Source organism: Cryobacterium sp. TmT2-59 (assembly GCF_004403545.1).
GTDB lineage: Bacteria > Actinomycetota > Actinomycetes > Actinomycetales > Microbacteriaceae > Cryobacterium > Cryobacterium shii.
In genome coordinates, this window is sequence record NZ_SOGM01000072.1 from 1 (window position 1) to 22,203 (window position 22,203).

Genomic DNA, 22,203 nt, shown 5'->3' on the forward strand with positions numbered 1-22,203 from the left:
CGCCGCCGCGTCCGGCGCCGCCGCGTCCGGCGCCGCCGCGTCCGGCGCCGCCGTCGCGGTTTTGTCGGCGGTCGACTACTACCCGTTGGCCCTCGCCTCGCTGGGGGATCCGGCGACGGTCGCCCGGCGCGGCCGGGACGCCGGCGCGGCCCTCGGCCCCGACCCGGCCCGGCAGGTGTCGGTGATCGCCGACCGTGTGCTGCAACTCGTCGCCGAAACCGCCGGGGACGCCGTCGTCGCCACCCCGGTCGGCGCCATGCGCCTGGCCGACTACCTGCCCACCCGCATCTTCGAGCTCACCGTGCACACCTGCGACCTCCGGGCGAGCCTGGGGGTGCAGGCGCAGGTTCCGGATGCCGCGGCATCCGTCAGCCTGCACCTGCTGGGGGATCTGGCGCTGCGGAAGGGCCTCGCCGCGGACCTGCTCCTCGCGGCCACCGGGCGGGGGAGCCTGCCGGCCGGTTTCACGGTGCTGTAGCATTCACGGCCGAAGCATTCACGGCCGCTGCGCCGGGGCATCCGTGACTCTGCTAAACTCGGTGGGTTGCCGTTTGACGGCCGCGGATCAAGAGAGCCCAGGCATTCGGCCCCGGGCACCGCGCAGTGAGAGAAAGGGGATCCCATCTATGGCACTCGAAGCTAATGCAAAGAAGGCGATCATCGAAAAGTACGCTACCCACCCAGGCGACACCGGGTCCCCCGAAGTTCAGATTGCCATGCTCACGCAGCGCATCCTGGACCTCACGGAGCACCTGAAAGAGCACAAGCACGACCACCACTCACGTCGTGGCCTGCTTCTCATGGTTGGTCAGCGCCGTCGTTTGCTCGGTTACCTGTCGGACATCGACATCACTCGGTACCGCACGCTGATCGGCAGCCTCGGACTTCGCCGCTAAGGCACTTTTCGAAGACAACGCGATCTTCTTGCGAACGGGCCGTCACCTGAGGGTGGCGGCCCGTTCTGCGTACCCGCCGCGTTCGCCCGCCGGGCAGGCCAGGGAATGAGTCCGGGGAATAAGACCGGGCCCGGAAGGGTTTCCCGAAGCGATGACTACTTCCGCCCTGAGCCTCTCCGTGCTCGACCTGATTCCCGTCCGCACCGCCCAGAGCTCGGCCCAGGCGATCGCGGCATCCGTCGCCCTCGCGCAGAGCGCCGACCGGCTCGGTTACACCCGCTACTGGGTGGCGGAGCACCACAATATGCAGGCCGTCGCGTCGACGAACCCGCCGGTGCTGATCGGCATTCTCGCCGCCCGCACGGAGCGCATCCGGGTCGGCTCCGGGGGAGTCATGCTGCCCAACCACTCCCCGCTCGTGATCGCCGAGCAGTTCGGCCTGCTCGAGGCCGCCTTCCCCGGCCGGATCGACCTGGGCCTGGGCCGTGCGCCCGGCAGCGACCCGATGATCACCGCGCTGCTGCGCTCCAGCGGCGCCGTCAGCGAGGTCGACGCCTTCCCCCGCAACATCGACGACATCGCTGCGCTGCTGCAGCCCGGAGGGGCCGCCCTGAGCCTCACCTCCGGCCAGGAGTACGCCCTGCGCGCCACCCCCGCCGCCGACGCGATGCCCGAGGTCTGGCTGCTCGGCTCCAGCGACTACTCGGCCCGGCTCGCCGCGAAGCAGGGCATGCCCTACGTCTTCGCCAACCATTTCGCGGGCGACGGCACCACCCAGGCCCTCGACCTCTACCGACGCGGCTTCACTCCGAGCGACACCCTGGCCGCGCCGCGCACCATCCTCACCCTCAACGTGGTGGTCGCCGACACCGCGGCCGAGGCCCGTGCCCTCGCCCTGCCGCAGATGCAGCAGATGGCTCGGCTGCGTTCCGGCCAGCCGCTCGGCCCGCTCGCGACGCTCGAGGAGGCCGCCGCCACGACGATGGCGCCGGCGCAACAGGGCATGATCGAGCGGATGTCCGCCACCTGGATCCTGGACGAGCCGGTGGCCGCCGCCGCGCGCATCCGTGACCTCGCGGCCCGGTTCGGGGTCGACGAGGTCATGCTGCAGCCCATCGCCTCCGCGCACGGGACGGCCGCCCCGGCCACGTCCCCCGCCCGGGAGCGCACGCTGGAGCTCCTCGCCGCCGAGCTCCTCGAGGCCGCGCCCGCGCCCGTCACCGGTCCCTAACACCCTGTCAGCTCGGGGTTTTTTCATAGGAAACGCATAGCGACCCCTGCCAGCGTTGTCACTGTAGACAATCGGAGGGTGGAACAGACCATGGATGCTCGCGAACACGGCAAGCGGCTCAGCCGGATCGTCACGGGAACGATCGGCGTTCTGGCCGTGGTCGCCGCCTCGGCGCTCGGTCTCCACAGCTGGGCGGATGCGCTGGCGACCAGGGCGACCGCCGCGGGACCGACGACGCAGCAGGCCCCGGCCGCGGACACCCAGGGCTCGGATGACGGGGAATGGGGCGACGGGGAAGAAGGGTCGTCCCAGCCCGTGCAGCAGGCACCGCAGCCCCAGCAGAACGTGTCCCCGATCACCCCGGGCAACGGCCGGTCCCCGAACGCGACCACCAACGGGTCCTGACATGCCCGCCATCACAGCGGGCGTCACCACGGCCCACGTCACCACGCTGGACTGGGAGCTGTGGAGCACCACCGCCCGCATCGTGCTCACCAACGCCGGGCCGACCGGGCAGAGCGGGCAGAGCGGGCGGGCCGAGGAGGCGCGCGCGATCGCGGATGACGTGCTCGCGGACATCGAGGCGGCCTCCAGCCGGTTCCGCGACGACTCGGAGATCCGCGTCCTGGCCGATCGGTTGCCGGACGGCGTCGAGGTGAACGACACGCTCGCCGGCCTGGTCCGCCGGGCGCTCGCCTCCGCCCGGTTCACTGACGGTGACGTCGACCTGACCCTCGGCAACGCACTCGACGCGGTCGGCTACGACCGGGATATCCGGCTCCTCCTGGGTGACGACGGCGTCCCCGTGCGGGCCATCGCGTCCCGGGCCCCCGGCTGGAGGAGCGTCACGCTGGTCGCGAACCGGCTGACCGTTCCGCGGCACCTGGCCCTCGATCTCGGAGCGACCGCGAAGGCCGTCGCCGCCGACCTGGTCGCGGCGCGGGTCAGCGCCGGCCTCGGTTGCGGGGTGCTGGTCAGCCTGGGCGGCGACATCGCCACCGCCGGCCCCGCGCCGGCCGGCGGCTGGCAGGTGCTGGTGCAGGATGCCCCGCTCGAGCCGAGCGCGCAGGTCACCCTCGCGGCCGGCCAGGCCCTGGCCACCTCCAGCACGCAGAAGCGGCGGTGGCTGCGGGGCGGACGGCCGCAACACCACATCCTGAACCCCCGCACCGGACTCCCGGCCGAACCGGTCTGGCGCACCGCGACGGTGGCGGCGGCCACCTGCCACCGCGCGAACACCCTCAGCACCGCCGCGATCGTGCGCGGCGCCGCGGCGGAAGCCTGGCTGCGTGAGCAGGGCGTGCCGGCCCGGCTCGTCTCCGCCGACGGGGCCGTGGTCACCCTCGTCGGCTGGCCCGACGAGGAGGGCAAGCCGTGAACGAGGCGCTCTGGGCTCTCGGCCGCGGCACGGGCGTGGTCGCCCTGGCTCTGTTCACGATGTCGGTGCTGCTGGGCATCCTGACCCGATCCGGCCGGCCCCTGTTCGGCCTGCCCCGCTTCGCGCTGACCCTGGTGCACCGCAACGTGGCACTGCTGGCGACCGCGTTCCTGGCCGTGCACCTGGTCACGCTCCTCGGCGACTCATACGCCCAGCTGCGACTGGTCGACTTCGTCGTGCCCTTCCTCGGCGCCTACAAGCCGTTCTGGCTGGGACTCGGCACCGTCGCCGTCGACCTCCTGATCGCCGTGGTGCTGACGAGCCTGGAGCGCGCCTCCGTCGGCGTGCGGGTCTTCCGCGCCGTGCACTGGCTGACCTACCTGATCTGGCCGGTCGCGCTCCTGCACGGCATCGGCAACGGCACGGATGCCGGAGCGGGCTGGTTCATCGCCTTCGCCGTCGTCTGCGCGGTGGCCGTGCTTTCGGCCCTCCTCTGGCGCCTCACCGGCGGTTTCGTTGAATACCGCTCGGTGCGGGCCGACCTGACCCAGGGTGACCAAAATCGGACAGACCCGAAACGGACCGACCCGAACCGAGTGGAGCGAAACCGATGACCGGCGCCGTGGCATCCTCGGTCACCGCGCCGGTCGGCACGACCCGGCTGACGTCCGCTCCCGCTGCCGATTTCGCCACCCACCTCGCCACTTTCGGGCCGCTGCCGACCAGCAACCCGGCGGTTCTCCTGTCGGCCCTGCACGACTCGGGGCTGGAGGGCAGGGGCGGCGGGGCCTTCCCAGCCTGGCGCAAGCTCGCCGCGGTGCCGGGCCGTGAACGGGCCCGCGGGCGCCGGGTCGTGGTGATCGGCAACGCCGCGGAGGGCGAACCGCTCAGCTCCAAGGATGCGACGCTGCTCACCGTGGCGCCGCACCTGGTCATCGACGGCCTGCTGGCCGTAGCCGAGTCCCTGAACGGCACGGCGACCTATCTCTACGTGCGGTCATCCGTGCTGGGAGCGGTCTCGCGGGCGCTGGGGGAACGCCGCGATGCCCGGAAAATCGAACTGCGGGAGGCCGCCGACAGCTTCGTCTCGGGCGAGGCATCGGCCGTTGTCAGCGCCCTGGCCGGCCGTCGCCCGGTGCCGCAGGATCGACCGTTCCTGCTCACCGAGTCCGGCCTGGCTGGCCGGCCGACCCTGCTGCACAACGTTGAAACCCTCGCCCACATCGCCCTGATCGCGCGTTTCGGTCCGGCCTGGTTCCGCTCGCGCGGCACTGCGTCCGACCCGGGGACCCGTCTGGTCACCGTCACCGGCGGCGGGAGGCCGTCGACGGTGATCGAGATCGGCGGCGGAGCGGGGCTGAACGACGTGTTCCGGTTCGCCGGGATCGATCCGGCCGGCCTCTCCGGCGTGCTGGTGGGCGGTTTCCACGGCGCGTGGGTTCCCGCCTCAGCCGGAAACGTGCGGCTCGACCGAGAAGACCTGGCGCGGTTCGGGGCCACCCCCGGCGCCGGAATCCTGATGGGGCAGGATGCTCGGCACTGTCCGCTGACGGTGGCCAGTGCGATCGCGACCTACCTGGCCGGCGAGACCGCCGGTCAGTGCGGACCCTGCGTCAACGGGTTGTCGGCGATGGCGAGCGTGCTGTCGCGGCTGGCCCGCGGCGAGCGGGATCCCTCGCTGCCGGCCGAGCTGCGCCGGCTCGCCGACCTCGTCACCGGTCGTGGGTCGTGCCACTACCCCGACGGAACCGCTCGTTTCGTGCTGAGCACGCTGACCGTGTTCGACGCGGACGTGCGGGCCCACCTGGCGGGCACCTGCCGGAAGGAGCACTCATGACAGCGCCGCGCTCACTGCTGCACATCGACTGGACCGCCTGCGACGGCCGCGGCCTCTGCACCGAAATCCTGCCCGAACTGCTTGCCCGGGACGACTGGGGCTACCCGCTGGCCCGGACCAGGGGCGCAGGGTCGGACGTTCCGGTTCAGGAACGCCTACTGGATGCCGCCTCCGAGGCGGTCGCCCTCTGCCCGCGGCAGGCGCTGAGGCTGGTGCTGGGGACGTAAAGACGTCTGCCTATTTGTGCTGCTCGGTCTTCTGCAGCTGCCATTCCAGGTCGTCGGGGGAGAGGTCGGCGTTGCGGAAGGCATCCGTCAGGGGCAGTTGCAGCCGCAGGTCGGTGCCGAGGCAGAGGGCGGCCCGCCCGGAGCGCAACTTGAAGTCCAGCACGTGGCCGCCCGCCGTGCGCTCGTCGTTGATGAAGTGGACGTGGCAGCCGGGCACCCCGATGCCCTGCTCGTAGAGCGGGGTGCGGAATCCGGCCACGACACCGGTGACGTCGTGCAGTTCGATGATGGCGTCCTCGTCGGTCGCCTCCACCATCGGGCGGTACGGCTTCTGCTGTTTGACGACCGTCCGCATCCGGATCCACTCGAAGTCACCCTCGATCCGCAGGGCGTACATGTAGTTCTGGGAGGCCGTCATCCGGTCGATGAAGGTGGACACCTCGGCGCGCGACAGGCCGGGGGGCAGCTCGCTCTCAATGTGCGGAACGAAATTCGTGACGACCGCGTAGGGCGTGTGTGCGCCGAGGTCGGCGACGGAGACGCCGCCGTCGGCCCGAAGCTGGTAGCAGGTGCCGCCGATGATCAGCATTTCGCCGTCGAGCCCGTTGAACGTGCCGATTCCGAAACTGCCGTGACCGAGCAGGTCGCGAACGGTCATCTCGTCTTCGTAGACGCCGTCGAGCAGCGCGCTCATCAGGCTGGTCTGGAAGATCTCGTGTCGGGAGACGGTGAATTTGCTCATTGCAGCACATCGCTTTCGAGGTCGGCCATCAGGTCGTCCCTGTTATTACGGTAGTCGACGTGGACGTCGATGATGCTCGGTCCCGGCTCGGCCATGGCCTGGGCCAGGATGCCGGCGAAGTCGTCGAGATGGGTGACGCGGTAGCCGTGGGCGCCGAATGACTCGGCGTAGCCGACCGCGTCGTAGTCGCCCAGCTGCACGCCGGAGGTGCGTCCGTACTTGCCCTGCTGCTGGAACGCGACCATGTCGTAGGTGCCGTCGTTGAAGATGACATGCGTGAACGTCGATCCGAGCCGCACGGCGGTCTCGAGCTCCATCGCCGAGTAGAGGAAGCCGCCGTCGCCGGAGACCGACACGACCGGCGTTCCCGGGCGCACGAGCGTCGCCGCGATCGCCCAGGGCAGGGCCACGCCGAGCGTCTGCTGGCCGTTCGAGAACAGCAGGGTGCGGGGGTGGTAGGTGCGGAAGTGCCGGGCCATGTAGATGTAGTGGGAGCCGACGTCGCAGAGCACCGTTGTGTCATCCGGCAGCAGTTCGCGCATCAGCAGGGTGAGGTCGGCGGGGTGCACGCCCTCCGATTCGTCGCGCAGCCCGGTGGGCTGGTCCGCCTGCGCCAATCGTGCGCGCTGGTCTGCGACGACGGATGCCGCGGCGGCGGGCAGCACGAGGCCGTCTATCTGCCGGGCGAGCGCGTCGATCGTCTCCGCCACGTCCCCGCGCAGCTCCACCGTCGGGCGGTAGTAGTCGTCGAGGTCGGCCGCCAGCTCGTCGAGGTGGATGATCACGCGCTGGTGGTCCTCGTTCCACTTCGAAGGCTCGTACTCGACGAAGTCGTAGCCGATCGCCAGGATCACGTCGGCCTTGTGCAGCAGGATGTCGCCCGGCTGGTTGCGGAACAGGCCCACCCGTCCCAGGTAGTGCTCTTCGAGCTCGTGCGAAATGACGCCCGCAGCCTGGAAGGTCTCGACGACGGGAAGCCCGGCGACGCCCAGCAACCGGTGCAGCGCGGCGGTGGCCTCGTCGGAGCCCGAACGCGCGCCGGCCAGGATGACGGGGATCCGGGCATCCTTGAGCAGCGCGGCGGCCCGCTTCACGCTCTCGGGAGCGGCGGCGCCCAGCCGCGGTACCCAGTGCGGGTTCTTCATCGTCACCGCGGTCGAATCGGTGAGGACGTCGTAGGGCAGCACGACGGCGGCGGCGCCCCGGGGCTCCTGCGTCGCGATCCGGAACGCGTTCGCGATGGCCTCCGGCACGTTGTCGGCGACGCTGACCTCGCCGGCCGACTTGGTCACGGCCGAGAGCATGCCGACCGCGTCCATCGTCTGGTGGGTGCGCTTGAGGCGGTCGGCGCGGGACACCGCGCCGCAGAGGGCGACGAGGGGGTCGCCTTCGGTCGTGGCGGTCAGCAGTCCGGTAGCGAGGTTGGCGGTGCCGGGGCCGCTGGTGACGAGCACGACGCCGGGCTGCCCGCTCAGGCGCCCGACGGCGGCGGCCATGAAGGCCGCATTCTGCTCGTGGCGGCAGACGATCACCTCGGGGCCGTCGTCGAGGAGGGCGTCGTACACGGGGTCGATCTTGGCGCCGGGGACGCCGAACACCCACTTCACGCCGTAGGCCTTCAGACACTCCACGACGCGGTCGGCGGAGCGGCGGGCCAGGTCGGCCGTGCCGGCCGCCCGGGTGCTGGCGGTGCTGTCCACCGCGGGTGAGATGTTCGTCATTCTGGCCTCCCGGCTTGCCGTCGGATCCGGCTTCCCCATCCATGCTCCCGCTCAAACAGATAAGAAACAACGCCGAAGAGTGATGCAAACGATCTGAAAATGAGATGATTACCCGGTGGACGTCAGACAGTTCGAATTCTTCAGTGCCGTCGCGGGCGAGCTGAGCTTCACCCGCGCCGCGGAGCGGCTCACGATCGCCCAGTCCGCCGTGTCCGCCGGGGTTCGCGCGCTCGAGGGCGAACTGGGGGTCGAGCTGTTCGACCGCAGCCGCCGACAGATCCGGCTCACCTCGACGGGCGAACTGCTCCTGCCGAAGGTGCGCGACGCCCTCGACGCGGTGAACGAGGTGCGCGACGTCGCCCAGGAGACCACCCGCGCCATCACCGGGTCCATCGTGATCGGCCTGATGACCTCCGTCACGCTGGTGAACGTGCCGCGGCTCCTCGGGCATTTCCGCACCGGCCACCGGGGCGTGGACGTGCGGCTGCGAGCGGCCCGGCGGGGCTCGGCCGGACTGGTGGACGAGCTGGTCAGCGGAGAACTCGACCTGGCCTTTCTCGCGCTGAGCGGCCCCGCGCCCGCGCCGCTGATCGCCGTGCGGATCGCCTCCTCGCCGATGGTGCTGGTCGTGCCGGACGGCCACCGGCTGGCGTCCGCCCGCACGGTGACACTCGACGACCTCGTCGCGGAGGAGTTCATCGATCTGCCGCCCGGCTATGCCAGCCGGCAGATCGTCGACGACGCCTTCGCCGCCGCCGGGATCGAGCGGCGGATCACGATCGAGGTCTCCGACATCGGCACGGCGGCCGAGTACGTGACCAACGGCCTCGGGGTCGCCCTTCTGCCGGAATTCGCGGCGAACGACGCCCCCGGCGTGCGCCGGCTCCCGGTCGACAACGTGCCGGAGTTCACCGTCTACCTGGCGGCGTCACGCAAGCGCCGGGCGTCGGCGGCGGTGCGCGCCTTCGTCGACCTCGCCCTCCCGCGGGAGGAGCCCGAGATCCGTCTCTGATCCGCAGGCGCGTGACGAATTCCTGTTCGGAATGGAATCTGCCGTATAGAATCTGGCTTTATGACTCAATTGCGTATCAGCGAGGTGGCGACCTTGATGCGCGTGAGCGACGACACCGTTCGCCGGTGGGTGGAACAGGGCCGGTTGACCGCCACCCGCGGGGCGGGATCCCGGCAGGTGATCGACGGGGCCGAGGTGGCCGCGTTCGTGCGGGAGCGCCGGGACCAGGAGCAGGATGCGGCACCGTTTCCCAGTTCGGCGCGCAACCGCCTCGAGGGCATCGTCACCGAGGTGAAGCGCGACGGGCTCGTCGCCGTGGTCGAGATCCAGGCCGGCCCGTTCCGGCTGGTGTCGCTGATGACGCGGGAGGCCGCCGACGAGCTGGAGCTGGAGCCGGGGTCGCTGGCGACGGCCGTGGTGAAGTCCACGACGGTCGTGGTGGAGAAGTCCCGGCCCGGTGACGAGGAATGACCCGGCCAGGAATGACCCGGCCAGGAATGACCCGCGACCGTGCCGGGCGGCGTCGCCCGTCCCGGGGTCTCGGCCTCGGCGTGGCCGTGCTGGCCGTGCTGGCGGTGCTGGCGGCGCTGTCCGGGTGCGCGTCGTCTCCCGTTCCCGCCGCCCCGGGGGGATCCGATTCGGCCGGCCCCGACCGGGTGGTGCGGGTGGCCGCCGCCGCCGACCTGAAGTTCGCGCTGGACGACATCATCGACCTGGTCGAGAAGACGAATCCCGGCATCCGGGTGGATGCGACCTACGGCTCGTCGGGCACGTTCCTGACCCAGATCAGCAACGGCGCACCCTTCGACGTGTTCCTGTCGGCGGATGTGAGCTACCCCCAGCAGCTGGTCGAGGCCGGCCTGGCCGAGAAGGCCGACCTGTTCCCGTACGCGGTCGGCCGGCTCGTGCTGTGGGTGCCGGAAGGGTCGGCCCTGGACCCGGCGGACGGCCTGGGCATCCTGGCCTCGCCCGGCGTCACCGCCGTGGCCATCGCCAATCCCGAGCACGCCCCCTACGGGAAAGCCGCCGTCGCCGCCCTGCAGGAGGCCGGGCAGTACGACGCGGTCAGCCCGAAGCTCGTGCTCGGCGAGAACGTCGCCCAGGCGGCCGAGTTCGTCTCGTCGGGCAACGCCGACGCGGGCATCGTGGCGCTGTCCCTCGTGCTCTCCGACCCGCTCAAGGGCGTCGGCCGCTGGGTCGAGCTGCCGCTGGCGAGCTACCCGCGCCTCGATCAGGGCGGGGTCGTGCTCTCCGCGGCCCAGGACCCGGCCGCGGCGCGCACCGTGCGCGACACGATGCTCGGCCCCGCGGGCACGGCCATCCTCACGGCCTACGGCTTCACCCTGCCGGGGAACTGAACCGTGGGCTGGCAGGCCGTGGACTGGCAGGCCGTCGGCGTCAGCATCCGGCTCGCGCTGGCGACGACGGCCATCCTGTTCGTCATCGCCATTCCGCTGGCGGCCTGGCTGGCCTTCTCCCGTCGCCGTTGGACGGTGATCGTGGAGGCCGTGGTCGCCCTCCCGCTGGTGCTGCCGCCCACCGTGCTCGGCTACTACGTGCTCGTCGCCCTCGGCAGCGGCTCCCCGTTCGGCCGGTGGTGGCGGGACACGACCGGCACCACGCTGGCCTTCTCCTTCACCGGGCTCCTGATCGCATCCGTCATCTACAGCCTTCCCTTCGCGGTGCAGCCCCTGCTCGCCTCGTTCGCCGGCGTCGACGGCCGGCTGCTGGAGGCGTCGGCCGTGCTGGGCAAGTCCTGGGGCCAGAGCCTGGTCCGGGTGGTGTTGCCGCTGTCCCGGGCCGGACTGGCCACGGCGGGCGTGCTGACCTTCGCCCACACGGTGGGCGAATTCGGGGTCGTGCTGATGGTCGGCGGCAACATCGCGGGGGAGACCCGCACAGTGTCGGTGTCGGTCTACGACGCCGTGCAGTCCTTCGACTACGCCACGGCCGGGCTGACCAGCCTGCTGCTGCTCGTCTTCTCCCTCGTCGTGCTGAGCGCGACCTACGCTTTCCAGCGGCGCGGATCGCTGCTGTGGGCGCCGCGGTGAGCGTCGGAACGGCGTCGAAGGCGCTGCGTCTGGACATCCGTCACCGCCGGGTGCGCGCCCGGCTCGACCTCGACCTGGAGCACCCCGGCATCACGGTGCTGTTCGGACCGTCGGGGGCGGGCAAGACCACGATCATCCGTTGCCTGGCCGGCCTCGACCGGATCAGCTCCGGCACGATCACCCTCGGGCCGACGCTGTGGGACGACGGCGGCCGCACGTTCGTGCCGGCCCGGCGCCGCAACGTCGGCTACCTCTTCCAGGACCTGGCCTTGTTCCCGCACCTCAATGTGGCCGAGAACGTCGGCTACGGCCTGAAACGGATGCCGCGGGCGTCGCGTCAGGCGATCATCGACGACGCCCTGCGCACGGCCGAGGTGCCCGGTTTCCAGGAGCGGATCGTCGCGGAACTCTCCGGCGGCGAGGCCCAGCGGGTCGCACTCGCCCGGGCCATCGCGCCCCGGCCCGACGTGCTGCTGCTGGACGAACCCCTCGCCGGCCTGGACGACCCGACCCGGCTGCGGCTGCGCTCGGAACTCCGCCGGCTCATCCTGCACGCCGGGATCCCGGCTCTGGTCGTGACCCATGACCGGGACGAGGCCCTCGCCCTGGCCGACCAGCTCGTCGTGCTCATCGACGGCGCCGTGCACCAGACCGGCCCCCCGGCCGAGGTCTTCGACCGCCCCGCTGACGCGATGGTGGCGCGGGTCGTCGGCATGGACACGATCAGCCCGGCCCGGGTCGTGTCGGTCGACCGCGGCACCGTGCGGCTGCGGGTGGGGGAGGCGAGCGTCGTCGCCGACCTGCCGTCGTGGCGCCGGCATCCGCTGGCCGCGGGGGAGGCGGTGGCGGTCTGCCTGCGCGGCGGCGACGTCGGACTCCGCGCGGATCCGGGTTCCGCGGCGCCCCCGGACACCAACTCGCTGCCCGCCGTCGTGACGGGAATCATCGAGGAGGCCTCCCTGATCCGGGTGCAGGTGGATGCCGGTTTCCCGCTGGTCTGTTTCCTCACCCGACGCGAGCTCCAGGCGCTCGGCCTCACGGGGGGTTCCCGTGTGCTGGTCCTGGTGCATCGCCGGTCGGTGCACCTGGCCGAGCTCGCTCCGCAATAATATGGTCCGGTACCCAACGGAACGGAAACCTCCCGCATGAGCGTCTGGCGCACCAAGAGCATCGAAGCCTCCATGGCCGACTCCGAGGAGAAGGGCCACAGCCTCAAACGCACGCTGGGCACCTGGGACCTCATGATCATGGGCGTGGCCGTCGCGGTCGGCGCCGGGATCTTCTCGGTCGGCGCGAAGGCGGCCGGCAGCTACGCCGGGCCATCCGTCACCCTGGCGTTCCTCCTCGCCGCGGTCACCTGCGCGCTCGCCATCATGTGTTACGCGGAGTTCGCCTCGGCGGTTCCCGTGGCCGGCTCGGCGTACACGTTCACCTACGCCACCCTGGGCGAGCTGCTCGCCTGGATCATCGGCTGGGACCTCATCCTCGAGATGCTGACCGCCGCCGCCGTGATCGCCAAGTACTGGGGCATCTACCTCAGCGAGGTCTTCAAGCTCTGGAACTGGGATGTCCCGGCCACGATCCCGGTGTTCGGCCTGCAGGTGAGCTGGGGCGCGTTCGTCATCGTCGCCATCTTCACCACCCTCCTGGTGCTGGGCACGAAACTGTCCGCCCGGGTGGCCAGCGTCTTCACCATCCTCAAGGTCGCGATCGTCGTGTTCGTGATCGTCGTCGGCGCCTTCTTCATCAAGCCGGAGAACTACACGCCGTTCATCCCGAAGTCGGTGCCGTCGACTGGCGGTGCGGGCGACGTCTGGATGCAGTCGCTGTTCTCGTTCATGACCGGCGCGCAGCCGGCCCAGTACGGCCTGTTCGGCCTGCTTGCCGGTGCCTCGTTGGTCTTCTTCGCCTTCATCGGGTTCGACGTCGTCGCCACCAGCGCCGAAGAAGTGAAGAACCCGCAGAAGACCCTGCCGCGCGGCATCTTCGCCGGCCTGGCCATCGTCACGGTGCTCTACCTCGGCGTCAGCCTCGTGCTCACCGGCATGGTGCCCTACACCGTGCTGGCCGACGACCCGAACGCCTCCCTGGCGACGGCGTTCGTCTCCGTCGGCGCCGGCTGGGCCGCCCAGGTCATCTCCGTCGGCATCCTGATCGGACTCACCACCGTGATCATGGTGCTGCTGCTCGGCCTGTCCCGCGTGCTCTTCGCGATGAGCCGCGACGGCCTGCTGCCCCGCGGGCTCAGCGTCACCTCCGCCAAGCGCGGCACCCCGGCGCGCGTGCAGATCATCGCCGGCACCGCCGTCGCGCTGATCGCCGGGTTCACCGACGTGGGCGTGCTCGAAGAGATGATCAACATCGGCACGCTCTCCGCCTTCGTGCTGGTCAGCATCGCCGTGGTCGTGCTGCGCAAGAAGCGCCCCGACCTGCCGCGGGCGTTCAAGGTGCCGTTCTCGCCGTACCTGCCGATCCTGTCGGCCGCGCTCTGCTTCTGGCTGATGCTCAACCTCACGACGCTCACCTGGGTGCGCTTCGCGGTCTGGCTCGCGATCGGCCTCGCCGTGTACTTCCTCTACGGCCGTCGCCACTCGGTGGTCGGGATCGAGGCGAAGCGCGTCTTCGACGCCACCTTCCGCGAAGAGGTCATCCGCGAAGAACGGGCCACGCTGGGCAAGTAGCGCCCGCGCCCGCGCGTTCTGGGGATGGGGTGGACGCCCAGCCTCGATCGGGGAGGATGGAGCCATGCTGCACCGCCATCCCGTCCTGTCCTCGGCCACGCTCGCCTATCTGGCGTTCGTGGGCTGGGTGACGCTCGGGCCGCAGCCGCTCAACACGTCCAACAACGGCTGGCTGCTGCGCGCGCTCGGGTTCTTCGCCCGGCACGACTCCACCGACTGGATCACCTACGGCCGGGTCGAGTTCGCCGCCAACATCGGCATGTTCATCCCGATCGGCGTCTTCCTGGTGCTCCTCTTCGGCCGTCGCCAGTGGTGGCTGGCGATCGTCGTGGGCGTCGCCCTCACCTGCTCGATCGAGTTCACCCAGCAGTTCCTGCCGACCCGCTACCCGGATCTCCGCGATCTGGTCGCCAACACTGCCGGCGCGGTCCTCGGGGTGCTGGTCGCCCTGGTCATCACGGCCTGGAAGATCGTGCCCCGCAAGACGGATGCCGCCGGCCGGGCGGCATCCGTCGGCTACAGCCGGTAGCAGCTACAGCCGGTAGAGGCGCGCTTCCCAGGGTCGAAGGGTCGTCTCCGTGGGGTGGGCGGCGGCATCCGGATCGGCCGGGTAGTTGGCCAGGACCAGCTCCGCGCCGGAGACGTCCGCCGGCAGTGGGCCGGACAGCGGTGCGTCCGAGGCGTTCGCGACGACGAGAAGTGTCTCGTCGCCGAGCGTACGTGTGAAGGCATACAGGGCCTCGTGGTCGGGTTCCAGCAGGGCGAAGTCGCCGAGAGCGACGACCTCGCTCTCGTGCCGCAGCTCGATCAGGGACTGGTAGAAGCGGAAAATGCTGCGCTCGGTGGAGAGGTCGGCGGCGACGTTGATGTCCGCGCTGTTCGGGTTGACCGCCAGCCACGGCGTTCCGGTGGTGAAGCCCGCCTGCGGGGAGGCATCCCACTGCATCGGGGTGCGGGCGTTGTCCCGGCCCATGGTCTGCACCCCGGCGAGGACGGTGCCGGGGTCGAGGTCGAAGTCCTCCACGGCCTCGCGGTAGTGGTTCAGTGATTCGAGGTCGCGGTAGTCGTGGATGAAGTCGAAGCGCACGTTCGTCATGCCGATCTCCTCGCCCTGGTAGATGTAGGGCGTGCCGCGGTGCAGGTGCAGCACCAGCGCCCAGAGCGTGGCCGACTCGTAACGATAGGTGGTGTCATTGCCGAAGCGCGACACCAGCCGGGGCTGGTCGTGGTTGTTCAGGTAGAGGCTGTTCCAGCCGGTGGCGGCGAGGCCGTCCTGCCAGCGGGAGAGGCTCTGCTTCAGTGCCGGCAGGTTGCGGGGCAGTACGTCGAACTTGTGCTCGCCCTGGTCGAGGCCCACATGCTCGAACTGGAATATCATGTCCACTTCGTGCCGGGCCGGATCGGTGAACAGCAGGGCGTCGTCGGTGCTCACGCCCGGCATCTCGCCGACCGTGAGGTGCTCGCCCCGGCGGCCCTCGAAGACCTCGCGGTGCATCTCCTGCAGGAAGTCGTGGATCTGGGGTCCCATCGGGGAGCCGCCGCCGGTGGCCGCGGCCGGTCCGTCGACCAGCTCGACCCGCTTGGCGATGAAGTTGATCACGTCCATCCGGAAGCCGTCGACGCCGCGGTCGAGCCACCAGTTCATCATCGAGTAGACGGCCTGCCGCACCTCGGGGTTCTCCCAGTTGAGGTCGGGCTGCTGCTTCGCGAACAGGTGCAGGTAGTACTCACCGGTCGTGTCGTCGAGGGTCCAGGCGGGTCCGCTGAAGGCGCTGCCCCAGCCGTTCGGGGCGCTCCCGTCGGCCTGGGGCTTCCGCCACCAGTACCAGTCGCGCTTCGGGTTCGTCAGCGAACTGCGGGACTCCTGGAACCAGGCGTGCTCGTCGCTGGTGTGGTTCACGACGAGGTCCATCACGATCTTGATGCCGCGTTCGTGCGCCTCGGCGAGCAGCAGGTCGAACTCGGCGAGGCTGCCGAAGACCGGCTCGATCTCCTGGTAGTCGCTGATGTCGTAGCCGTTGTCGTGCTGCGGCGAGGGGTAGACCGGGGAGAGCCAGACGGCGTCCACGCCGAGGTCGGCGAGGTAGTCCAGTTTCGAACGGATGCCGCCGAGGTCGCCGACCCCGTCGCCGTCGGAGTCGGCGAAGCTGCGGGGATACACCTGGTAGACGACCGCCTTCGTCCACCAGGGGGCACCGGCGGGCGCGTCACTGTCGGAGGCGGGCATCACGGCCGTGGGAACGGGGTTTGTCATGTCCCGATCCTGTCATGGCACCCTGGAAGGAATAGGATCGGTGCCTGTTCGTGCGCCGTTTTCGGGTGCTGAGAGTGAGGCTGCAGATGCAATTCGGAATCTTCACCGTCGGTGACCTGACGGCCAACCCGACGACCGGCCGAACCCCCACCGAGCACGAGCGCATCACGGCCATGGTCGCCATCGCCCGGAAGGCCGAAGAGGTCGGACTCGACGTCTTCGCCGCCGGCGAGCACCACAACCCGCCGTTCGTGCCCTCGTCGCCCACGACCCTGCTCGGCTACATCGCCGCGCAGACCGAGCGCATCATCCTTTCCACGGCGACCACGCTGATCACGACCAACGACCCGGTCAAGATCGCCGAAGACTTCGCCATGCTGCAGCACCTCTCCGGCGGGCGGGTCGACCTGATGCTCGGCCGCGGCAACACCGGCCCGGTATACCCGTGGTTCGGCCAGGACGTGCGGCAGGGCATCCCGCTGGCCCTGGAGAACTACGCGCTGCTCCGCCGCCTCTGGCGCGAAGACGTCGTGGACTGGGAGGGCCAGTTCCGCACCCCGCTGCAGGGGTTCCAGTCGACGCCGCGCCCCCTCGACGGCGTGCCGCCCTTCGTCTGGCACGCCAGCATCCGCAGCCCGGAAATCGCCGAGCAGGCCGCGTTCTACGGCGACGGCTTCTTCGCCAACAACATCTTCTGGCCCAGGGAGCACTACGCGAAGCTGATCGGCCTCTACCGGTCCCGGTTCGAGCACTACGGGCACGGCGCCGCCGATCAGGCCGTCGTCGGCCTCGGCGGCCAGTTCTTCGCCCGCACGAACTCGCAGGACGCCGTCACCGAGTTCCGCCCCTACTTCGACAACGCCCCGGTCTACGGCCACGGGCCGAGCCTCGAGGACTTCACCGAGCAGACCCCGCTCACCGTGGGCAGCCCGCAGCAGATCATCGACCGCTACGCGGGCATGCGCGACTACTTCGGCGACTACCAGCGCCAGCTGTTCCTGATCGACCACGCCGGGCTGCCGCTGAAGACCGTGCTCGAGCAGCTCGACATCCTCGGCGGCCAGATCGTGCCCGTGCTCCGCCGCGAGCTGGCGGCCAACCGTCCGGCGCACGTGCCCGACGCCCCCACGCACGCCTCCCTGAAGGCCGCCGCCCTGAAGTCCGCGTCCCTGACGGCCGCCCCGGCCCACCCCGAGCCCGCCACCCTCGCCGAGCGGTGAGTTGCGACCCACTTTTTCGCGAAAAAGCCAGCCGAACTCACGGCTCGGTGGGGTGGGGCGCCTATTTTGGGCGGGGAGATTGGGCGCGGGATACTGGGAGTGCGGCGCGGAACGGATGCTCACGGGCCGCGGAAGCAGACGACCATGAACCTCGCGCCCCCTGACGCCACGACGGATGCGCGCCGCGCCTTCTTCGACGCCCGCCCCGCTTCAGCCGCGGCCGTCGACCTCTCCGTGCGGATCGGCGGCCTCACCCTGGCCAACCCGGTGATGCCGGCCTCGGGCTGCTTCGGCCCCTCGCTCGGGCGGCTGATCCCGGTCACCGAGCTCGGCGCGGTCGTCACCAAGACTGTGTTCGGCACGCCCAGGGGCGGCAACCCGGCCCACCGGCTGACCGAGATCCGGGCCGGGATGGTGAACAGTGTCGGCATCCCGAGCCGCGGGGCGGCCGGCTACCTGGCGCAGCAGCATCCGCACTACCAGGCCCTCGGCGTGCCCACGATCATCAGCGTGGGCGGCCACCGCCCGGGCGAGTACGCGCGGGTCGTGCGCGACCTGGCCGGTTCCGGGGTCGCCTACGAGCTGAACGTCTCCTGCCCGAACCTCGACCGCCACGGCGCCGACATCGGCTCGGACCCGGATGCGATCCGGGAGGTCGTGCGCACGACCCGGCTCGAAACGGACAAGCCGTTGATCGTCAAGCTGCCCGTGCTGGTGTCGTCGATCGCGGACTGCGCCCTCGCGGCCGAGGAAGCCGGCGCCGACGCGGTCTGCGTGGCCAATTCCATCCCCGCGCTCCCGCTCGAGCGCTACACCCGAGCCCCCGCCCTCGGCAACGTCATCGGCGGCCTTTCCGGGCCGGGCATCCGCCCGATCGTGCTCCGCCTGGTCTGGCTGGCCTCCCGCGCGGTTCAGATCCCGGTGATCGCCTGCGGCGGCATCGAGACCGTCGACGACGCCCTCGACTACTTCTCGGTCGGGGCCACCGCGATCCAGGTCGGCACGGCCAGCTTCGGGCGGCCCTTCGCCATGGTCGAGATCGTGCGCGCCCTGCAGGACCGCTGTCTCACCGACGGCGCCGGCGACATCAACGCCCTGATCGAACTCTGGAGAGCCGAATGACCGTCACGCCGGAGCCGAGCACCACGCCGGAGCCGGCCGAAACCTCCCAGCTCGCCGCCCTTCGCCGTCAGCGCGAATTCGCCGCGGCCGACGAAGCGGCCATCGACGGTCTGCTCTCGGTGCGTCCGCCCGAACGGATGCCCCGGCCCGAGCCGGTCTGGGACGACGCCCCGGTGCTGGTGCACGACATCGTGGGGGAGCGCTACCACCGGCTCGTGCTCGCCACCCGGACCATCGCGGCGACCGCGCTGGCCGGCCAGTTCCTGATGATCACCGTGCCGCCGAAGGGAGGGGAGCGCATCCTGCTGCCCCGCCCGATGGCCATCCACCGCCGGCACCCGGAGCAGGGCACCGTCGAGGTCGTCTACGGCGTGGCCGGCCGCGGCACCACCGCGCTCGCCGACGTCGCCGTGGGGGAGCGACTCCTGGTCACCGGCCCGCTGGGACGCGGCTTCGAGTTCCCGGATGCCGCCCTCCCGACCGCGACCGGCGCGCAGCAGGCCCGCACGGCCCTGATGATCGGCCGGGGCGTCGGCGTCTGCGCCGTCATGGGCTCGGTCGAAGATGCCGCCCGGCTCGGCCTCAAGGCCACCGTCGTGGTCAGCGGCCGGTCCCGCGCCAACCTGATCGGCCTCGCCGACTGCGCCGAACTGGGTGCCGAGGTGATCCCGGTCACCGACGACGACGGAAGCAGCCGGATGCCCGCCCTCGCCGCACGGCTGCGCGCCCGGTTCGACGCGGGCCCGCCCGACGTGATCCTGGTCTGCGGCGCCGGCGTGCTCGCCCGCCTCGCCGCCGAACTCGGCGCCGAGTGGGGTGTGCCGGTGCAGGTCTCGCTGGAGGCCCACATGGCCTGCGGCCTCGGCTACTGCCACGGCTGCGCCGCGCCCGTGGCCACGGATCCCGCCGTCGAGGGGCCGCTGGTCTGCGTCGACGGCCCGGTGTTCGACGCCGCACTCTAGGACCCGGCCCGCAAACCCGGCAGTCTGAGCGTCTTCTGTTAGACTTGAGGAGGTCAATCCGTGGATTGGCCGAGCACTAACGGAGCAGACCGGCAGCACGCTGGTCCTCGGTGGTGGTTTCCCAACTCGGTGGCAGCATCCGTTGTTGGTGAATTTCTACTGGTGGCCAGCAGCGCCCCTGTCCTGCTCCAAGTCCAACTCGCGCGCCATACGGGCAACCGAGTCTTCGTCGCCAGAATGGCGAGAAGCAAAAAAACAAAAAGGAGAGAACCCCCATATGGAGGGTCCAGAAATCACGTTCGCCGAAGCCATCATCGACAACGGCAAGTACGGCACGCGCACCATCCGCTTTGAAACCGGGCGTCTCGCCCAGCAGGCGCAGGGCTCTGCCGCCGCCTACATCGACGACGAAACCATGCTGCTCTCCGCGACGAGCGCCAGCAAGCAGCCGAAGGAAAACTTCGACTTCTTCCCGCTGACCATCGACGTCGAGGAGCGCATGTACGCTGCCGGCCGCATCCCGGGCAGCTTCTTCCGCCGCGAAGGTCGCCCGTCGACCGAGGCGATCCTCACCTGCCGCCTGATCGACCGGCCGCTGCGCCCGTCGTTCGTCGACGGGCTCCGCAACGAGATCCAGGTTGTCGTCACCGTTCTGGCCATCGCGCCGGACGAGTACTACGACGTTCTGGCCATCAACGCTGCGTCGATGTCGACCCAGATCGCCGGACTCCCCTTCTCGGGCCCGATCGGTGGCGTTCGTGTCGCCCTCATCCCCGACGAGCACGGCTCCGGCCAGTGGGTCGCCTTCCCGAAGCACTCCCAGATCGTCGACGCCGTGTTCAGCATGGTCGTCGCCGGCCGCGTGGTGACGGATGCCGATGGCGGCCAGGACGTCGCGATCATGATGATCGAGGCCGAAGCCACCGACAACGCCTGGAACCTGATCAAGGGCGGCGCCATCAAGCCCAACGAAGAGGTCATCGCCGAGGGCATCGAAGCCTCGAAGCCCTTCATCAAGCAGCTCATCGAAGCGCAGCAGAAGGTCGCGGACTCCGCTTCCAAGGCCACCGGCAACTACCCGGTGTTCCCGTCCTACCAGCCGGCCACCTACGACGCCGTCGCGGCCCTCGCCTACGAGGAGCTCAAGGGCGTCTACCAGATCGCCGACAAGGTCGCCCGCCAGGACGCCGATGACGCCCTCAAGGCCCGCGTCAAGGACGCCATCGCCGCGAAGGTCGACGCCGGAGAGCTCGACGCCGGCGCCAACAACCAGGTGTCCGCCGCGTACAAGTCGGTCACCAAGCTCGTCGTGCGCTCACGCGTGCTCAACGAGGGCATCCGCATCGACGGCCGTGGGCTCGCGGACATCCGCCCGCTCGACGCCGAGGTTGCCATCATCCCGCGCGTGCACGGCTCGGCCATCTTCCAGCGCGGCGAGACCCAGATCCTGGGTGTCACCACGCTGAACATGCTCAAGCTGGAGCAGACGATCGACTCCCTGAGCCCGGTCACCAAGAAGCGCTACATGCACAACTACAACTTCCCGCCCTACTCCACCGGTGAAACCGGCCGGGTCGGAACCCCGAAGCGCCGCGAGATCGGCCACGGCGCGCTCGCTGAGCGTGCCCTGGTCCCCGTGCTGCCGACGCGCGAGGAGTTCCCGTACGCCATCCGTCAGGTCTCCGAGGCGCTCAGCTCCAACGGATCCACCTCGATGGGTTCCGTCTGCGCCTCGACCCTGTCGCTGCTGAACGCCGGAGTGCCGCTGCGCGCCCCGGTCGCCGGCATCGCGATGGGCCTCATCTCCGACACCGTTGAAGGCAAGACCCGCTACGCGGCTCTGACCGACATCCTCGGCGCCGAAGACGCCCTCGGCGACATGGACTTCAAGGTCGCCGGAACCAGCGAATTCGTCACCGCGATCCAGCTCGACACCAAGCTCGACGGCATCCCCGCCTCGGTGCTCGCCGGCGCACTCACCCAGGCCAAGGATGCTCGCACGACCATCCTCGCCGTGCTGAATGCCGCCATCGACCGCCCGGACGAGATGGCACCGACCGCGCCCCGCGTGATCAGCGTGCAGATCCCCGTCGACAAGATCGGCGAGCTGATCGGCCCGAAGGGCAAGACGATCAACGGGATCCAGGACGAGACCGGCGCCGACATCTCCATCGAGGAGGACGGCACCGTGTACATCGGCGCCGTCGACGGACCGTCGGCCGAGGCCGCCCGCGCCATGGTCAACTCCATCGCGAACCCCACCAACCCCGAGGTTGGCGAGCAGTTCCTCGGAACTGTCGTGAAGATCGCCGCGTTCGGCGCCTTCGTCTCGCTGCTCCCGGGCAAGGACGGCCTGCTGCACATCTCCGAGGTGCGCAAGCTCGCCGGCGGAAAGCGCGTGGAGAACGTCGAAGACGTGCTCGGCGTGGGCCAGAAGGTCCTCGTTGAGATCACCAAGATTGACGACCGTGGCAAGCTCTCGCTCGCCCCGGTACTCGAAGAGTCGGCTGAGGCCGGCACCGAGGACGCACCGGTTTCGACCGAGGCGTAGTCCGCTAGATCTGCCGACAACCTCTCGCCAGGTTAGTCGGTAAGACGGAAAGCCCGTCCTGTTACGGCAGGGCGGGCTTTTTGCGCGCCCGGACGCCCCCCTAGCTGGGGTCACAACCCGTCCTAGTTGACGCCGTCGGCATCGCGCTAGCCTGCGCCCATGATGAATTCTGAGAACCGCCTGCGTTCCCTGTCGCGCCTCGGCGCCATCTCCCTATTGAGCTTCGGCCTGGTCGTCGGCGCCGTTTCAGCCCCGGCCACCGCAGCCCCGACCGCAGCCCCGGCCGCCGCCCCGGCCGCCCCGGCCGCCCCGGCCGCC

General features: G+C 70.3%; 22 protein-coding genes. 19 read left to right on the forward strand and 3 right to left on the reverse strand.

The annotated features are described in order from the left end of the window. The 8 genes from E3T24_RS17375 to E3T24_RS11235 all read left to right on the forward strand — a co-directional run. Positions 1-478: hypothetical protein (locus tag E3T24_RS17375; protein WP_166789203.1), on the forward strand; the 478-nt coding region annotated here is incomplete at its 5' end. Positions 479-626: 148 nt separating this feature from the next. Further along, positions 627-896: a 30S ribosomal protein S15 gene (rpsO, locus tag E3T24_RS11205; RefSeq protein WP_134366400.1), complete on the forward strand. Its 270-nt coding sequence runs from the start codon at positions 627-629 to the stop codon at positions 894-896. 151 nt (positions 897-1,047) lie between these two features. Next, a complete protein-coding gene (locus E3T24_RS11210) occupies positions 1,048-2,127 on the forward strand; it encodes an LLM class flavin-dependent oxidoreductase (RefSeq protein ID WP_134434627.1) in 1,080 nt (359 codons plus the stop codon). A 78-nt stretch (positions 2,128-2,205) separates the two neighbouring features. After that, on the forward strand, positions 2,206-2,532 hold the full coding sequence (locus E3T24_RS11215; protein ID WP_134366398.1) for a hypothetical protein: 327 nt from the start codon (positions 2,206-2,208) through the stop codon (positions 2,530-2,532). 1 nt (position 2,533) lies between these two features. Beyond that, entirely contained in the window at positions 2,534-3,505 is a 972-nt protein-coding gene (locus E3T24_RS11220) for an FAD:protein FMN transferase (protein ID WP_134366397.1), read from the forward strand. Further along, on the forward strand, positions 3,502-4,119 hold the full coding sequence (locus E3T24_RS11225) for a ferric reductase-like transmembrane domain-containing protein (protein WP_134366396.1): 618 nt from the start codon (positions 3,502-3,504) through the stop codon (positions 4,117-4,119). Before E3T24_RS11220 ends, E3T24_RS11225 begins: the two co-directional genes overlap by 4 nt. Next, entirely contained in the window at positions 4,116-5,342 is a 1,227-nt protein-coding gene (locus E3T24_RS11230) for an NADH-ubiquinone oxidoreductase-F iron-sulfur binding region domain-containing protein (protein WP_134366395.1), read from the forward strand. The genes E3T24_RS11225 and E3T24_RS11230 overlap by 4 nt, the downstream gene beginning before the upstream one ends. Further along, on the forward strand, positions 5,339-5,569 hold the full coding sequence (locus E3T24_RS11235) for a ferredoxin (RefSeq protein WP_134366394.1): 231 nt from the start codon (positions 5,339-5,341) through the stop codon (positions 5,567-5,569). Before E3T24_RS11230 ends, E3T24_RS11235 begins: the two co-directional genes overlap by 4 nt. Positions 5,570-5,579: 10 nt before the next feature. Here E3T24_RS11235 and budA read toward each other — a convergent pair whose 3' ends face one another. Together budA and alsS are read right to left on the reverse strand one after the other, a co-directional pair. Next, positions 5,580-6,311: an acetolactate decarboxylase gene (gene budA, locus E3T24_RS11240; RefSeq protein WP_134366393.1), complete on the reverse strand. Its 732-nt coding sequence runs from the start codon at positions 6,309-6,311 to the stop codon at positions 5,580-5,582. After that, entirely contained in the window at positions 6,308-8,032 is a 1,725-nt protein-coding gene (alsS, locus tag E3T24_RS11245) for an acetolactate synthase AlsS (RefSeq protein WP_134402382.1), read from the reverse strand. Before alsS ends, budA begins: the two co-directional genes overlap by 4 nt. A gap of 115 nt (positions 8,033-8,147) precedes the next feature. Between alsS and E3T24_RS11250 the strand changes: the two genes are divergently transcribed. From E3T24_RS11250 to E3T24_RS11280, 7 genes are all read left to right on the forward strand, one after another. Continuing rightward, positions 8,148-9,044, forward strand: coding sequence for a LysR substrate-binding domain-containing protein (locus tag E3T24_RS11250; RefSeq protein ID WP_134366391.1), 897 nt, complete (start codon positions 8,148-8,150; stop codon positions 9,042-9,044). 60 nt (positions 9,045-9,104) lie between these two features. After that, complete coding sequence (locus E3T24_RS11255) at positions 9,105-9,515, forward strand: TOBE domain-containing protein (RefSeq protein WP_134366390.1); 411 nt, start codon at positions 9,105-9,107, stop codon at positions 9,513-9,515. A gap of 11 nt (positions 9,516-9,526) precedes the next feature. Beyond that, positions 9,527-10,402 carry a molybdate ABC transporter substrate-binding protein gene (modA, locus tag E3T24_RS11260; protein ID WP_198416021.1) on the forward strand — a complete coding sequence of 292 codons (876 nt, stop codon included), beginning with the start codon at positions 9,527-9,529 and terminating at the stop codon, positions 10,400-10,402. A gap of 3 nt (positions 10,403-10,405) precedes the next feature. Continuing rightward, positions 10,406-11,095, forward strand: a complete 690-nt coding sequence (gene modB, locus E3T24_RS11265; protein ID WP_198416019.1) for a molybdate ABC transporter permease subunit — start codon at positions 10,406-10,408, stop codon at positions 11,093-11,095. Continuing rightward, positions 11,092-12,204 carry an ABC transporter ATP-binding protein gene (locus tag E3T24_RS11270; protein WP_160141014.1) on the forward strand — a complete coding sequence of 371 codons (1,113 nt, stop codon included), beginning with the start codon at positions 11,092-11,094 and terminating at the stop codon, positions 12,202-12,204. The genes modB and E3T24_RS11270 overlap by 4 nt, the downstream gene beginning before the upstream one ends. A gap of 36 nt (positions 12,205-12,240) precedes the next feature. Next, the gene (locus E3T24_RS11275) at positions 12,241-13,776 is read left to right on the forward strand and encodes an amino acid permease (RefSeq protein WP_134366389.1); all 1,536 of its coding nucleotides are present in this window, start codon (positions 12,241-12,243) and stop codon (positions 13,774-13,776) included. A 64-nt stretch (positions 13,777-13,840) separates the two neighbouring features. Beyond that, positions 13,841-14,305, forward strand: coding sequence for a VanZ family protein (locus E3T24_RS11280; protein ID WP_134366388.1), 465 nt, complete (start codon positions 13,841-13,843; stop codon positions 14,303-14,305). 3 nt (positions 14,306-14,308) lie between these two features. Here the strand turns inward: E3T24_RS11280 and E3T24_RS11285 are convergent, their stop codons facing one another. Next, positions 14,309-16,003: an alpha-glucosidase gene (locus tag E3T24_RS11285; protein WP_134366415.1), complete on the reverse strand. Its 1,695-nt coding sequence runs from the start codon at positions 16,001-16,003 to the stop codon at positions 14,309-14,311. A gap of 113 nt (positions 16,004-16,116) precedes the next feature. Between E3T24_RS11285 and E3T24_RS11290 the strand changes: the two genes are divergently transcribed. From E3T24_RS11290 to E3T24_RS11305, 4 genes are all read left to right on the forward strand, one after another. After that, positions 16,117-17,250 (forward strand): LLM class flavin-dependent oxidoreductase, encoded by a 1,134-nt coding sequence (locus E3T24_RS11290; RefSeq protein WP_134366387.1) that lies wholly within the window; start codon positions 16,117-16,119, stop codon positions 17,248-17,250. Positions 17,251-17,394: 144 nt separating this feature from the next. Next, positions 17,395-18,372 (forward strand): dihydroorotate dehydrogenase, encoded by a 978-nt coding sequence (locus tag E3T24_RS11295; protein WP_134366386.1) that lies wholly within the window; start codon positions 17,395-17,397, stop codon positions 18,370-18,372. After that, entirely contained in the window at positions 18,369-19,334 is a 966-nt protein-coding gene (locus E3T24_RS11300; RefSeq protein WP_198419677.1) for a dihydroorotate oxidase electron transfer subunit, read from the forward strand. Before E3T24_RS11295 ends, E3T24_RS11300 begins: the two co-directional genes overlap by 4 nt. Before the next feature lie 277 nt (positions 19,335-19,611). Next, complete coding sequence (locus E3T24_RS11305) at positions 19,612-21,885, forward strand: polyribonucleotide nucleotidyltransferase (RefSeq protein WP_134366385.1); 2,274 nt, start codon at positions 19,612-19,614, stop codon at positions 21,883-21,885. Positions 21,886-22,203: the final 318 nt, after the last annotated feature.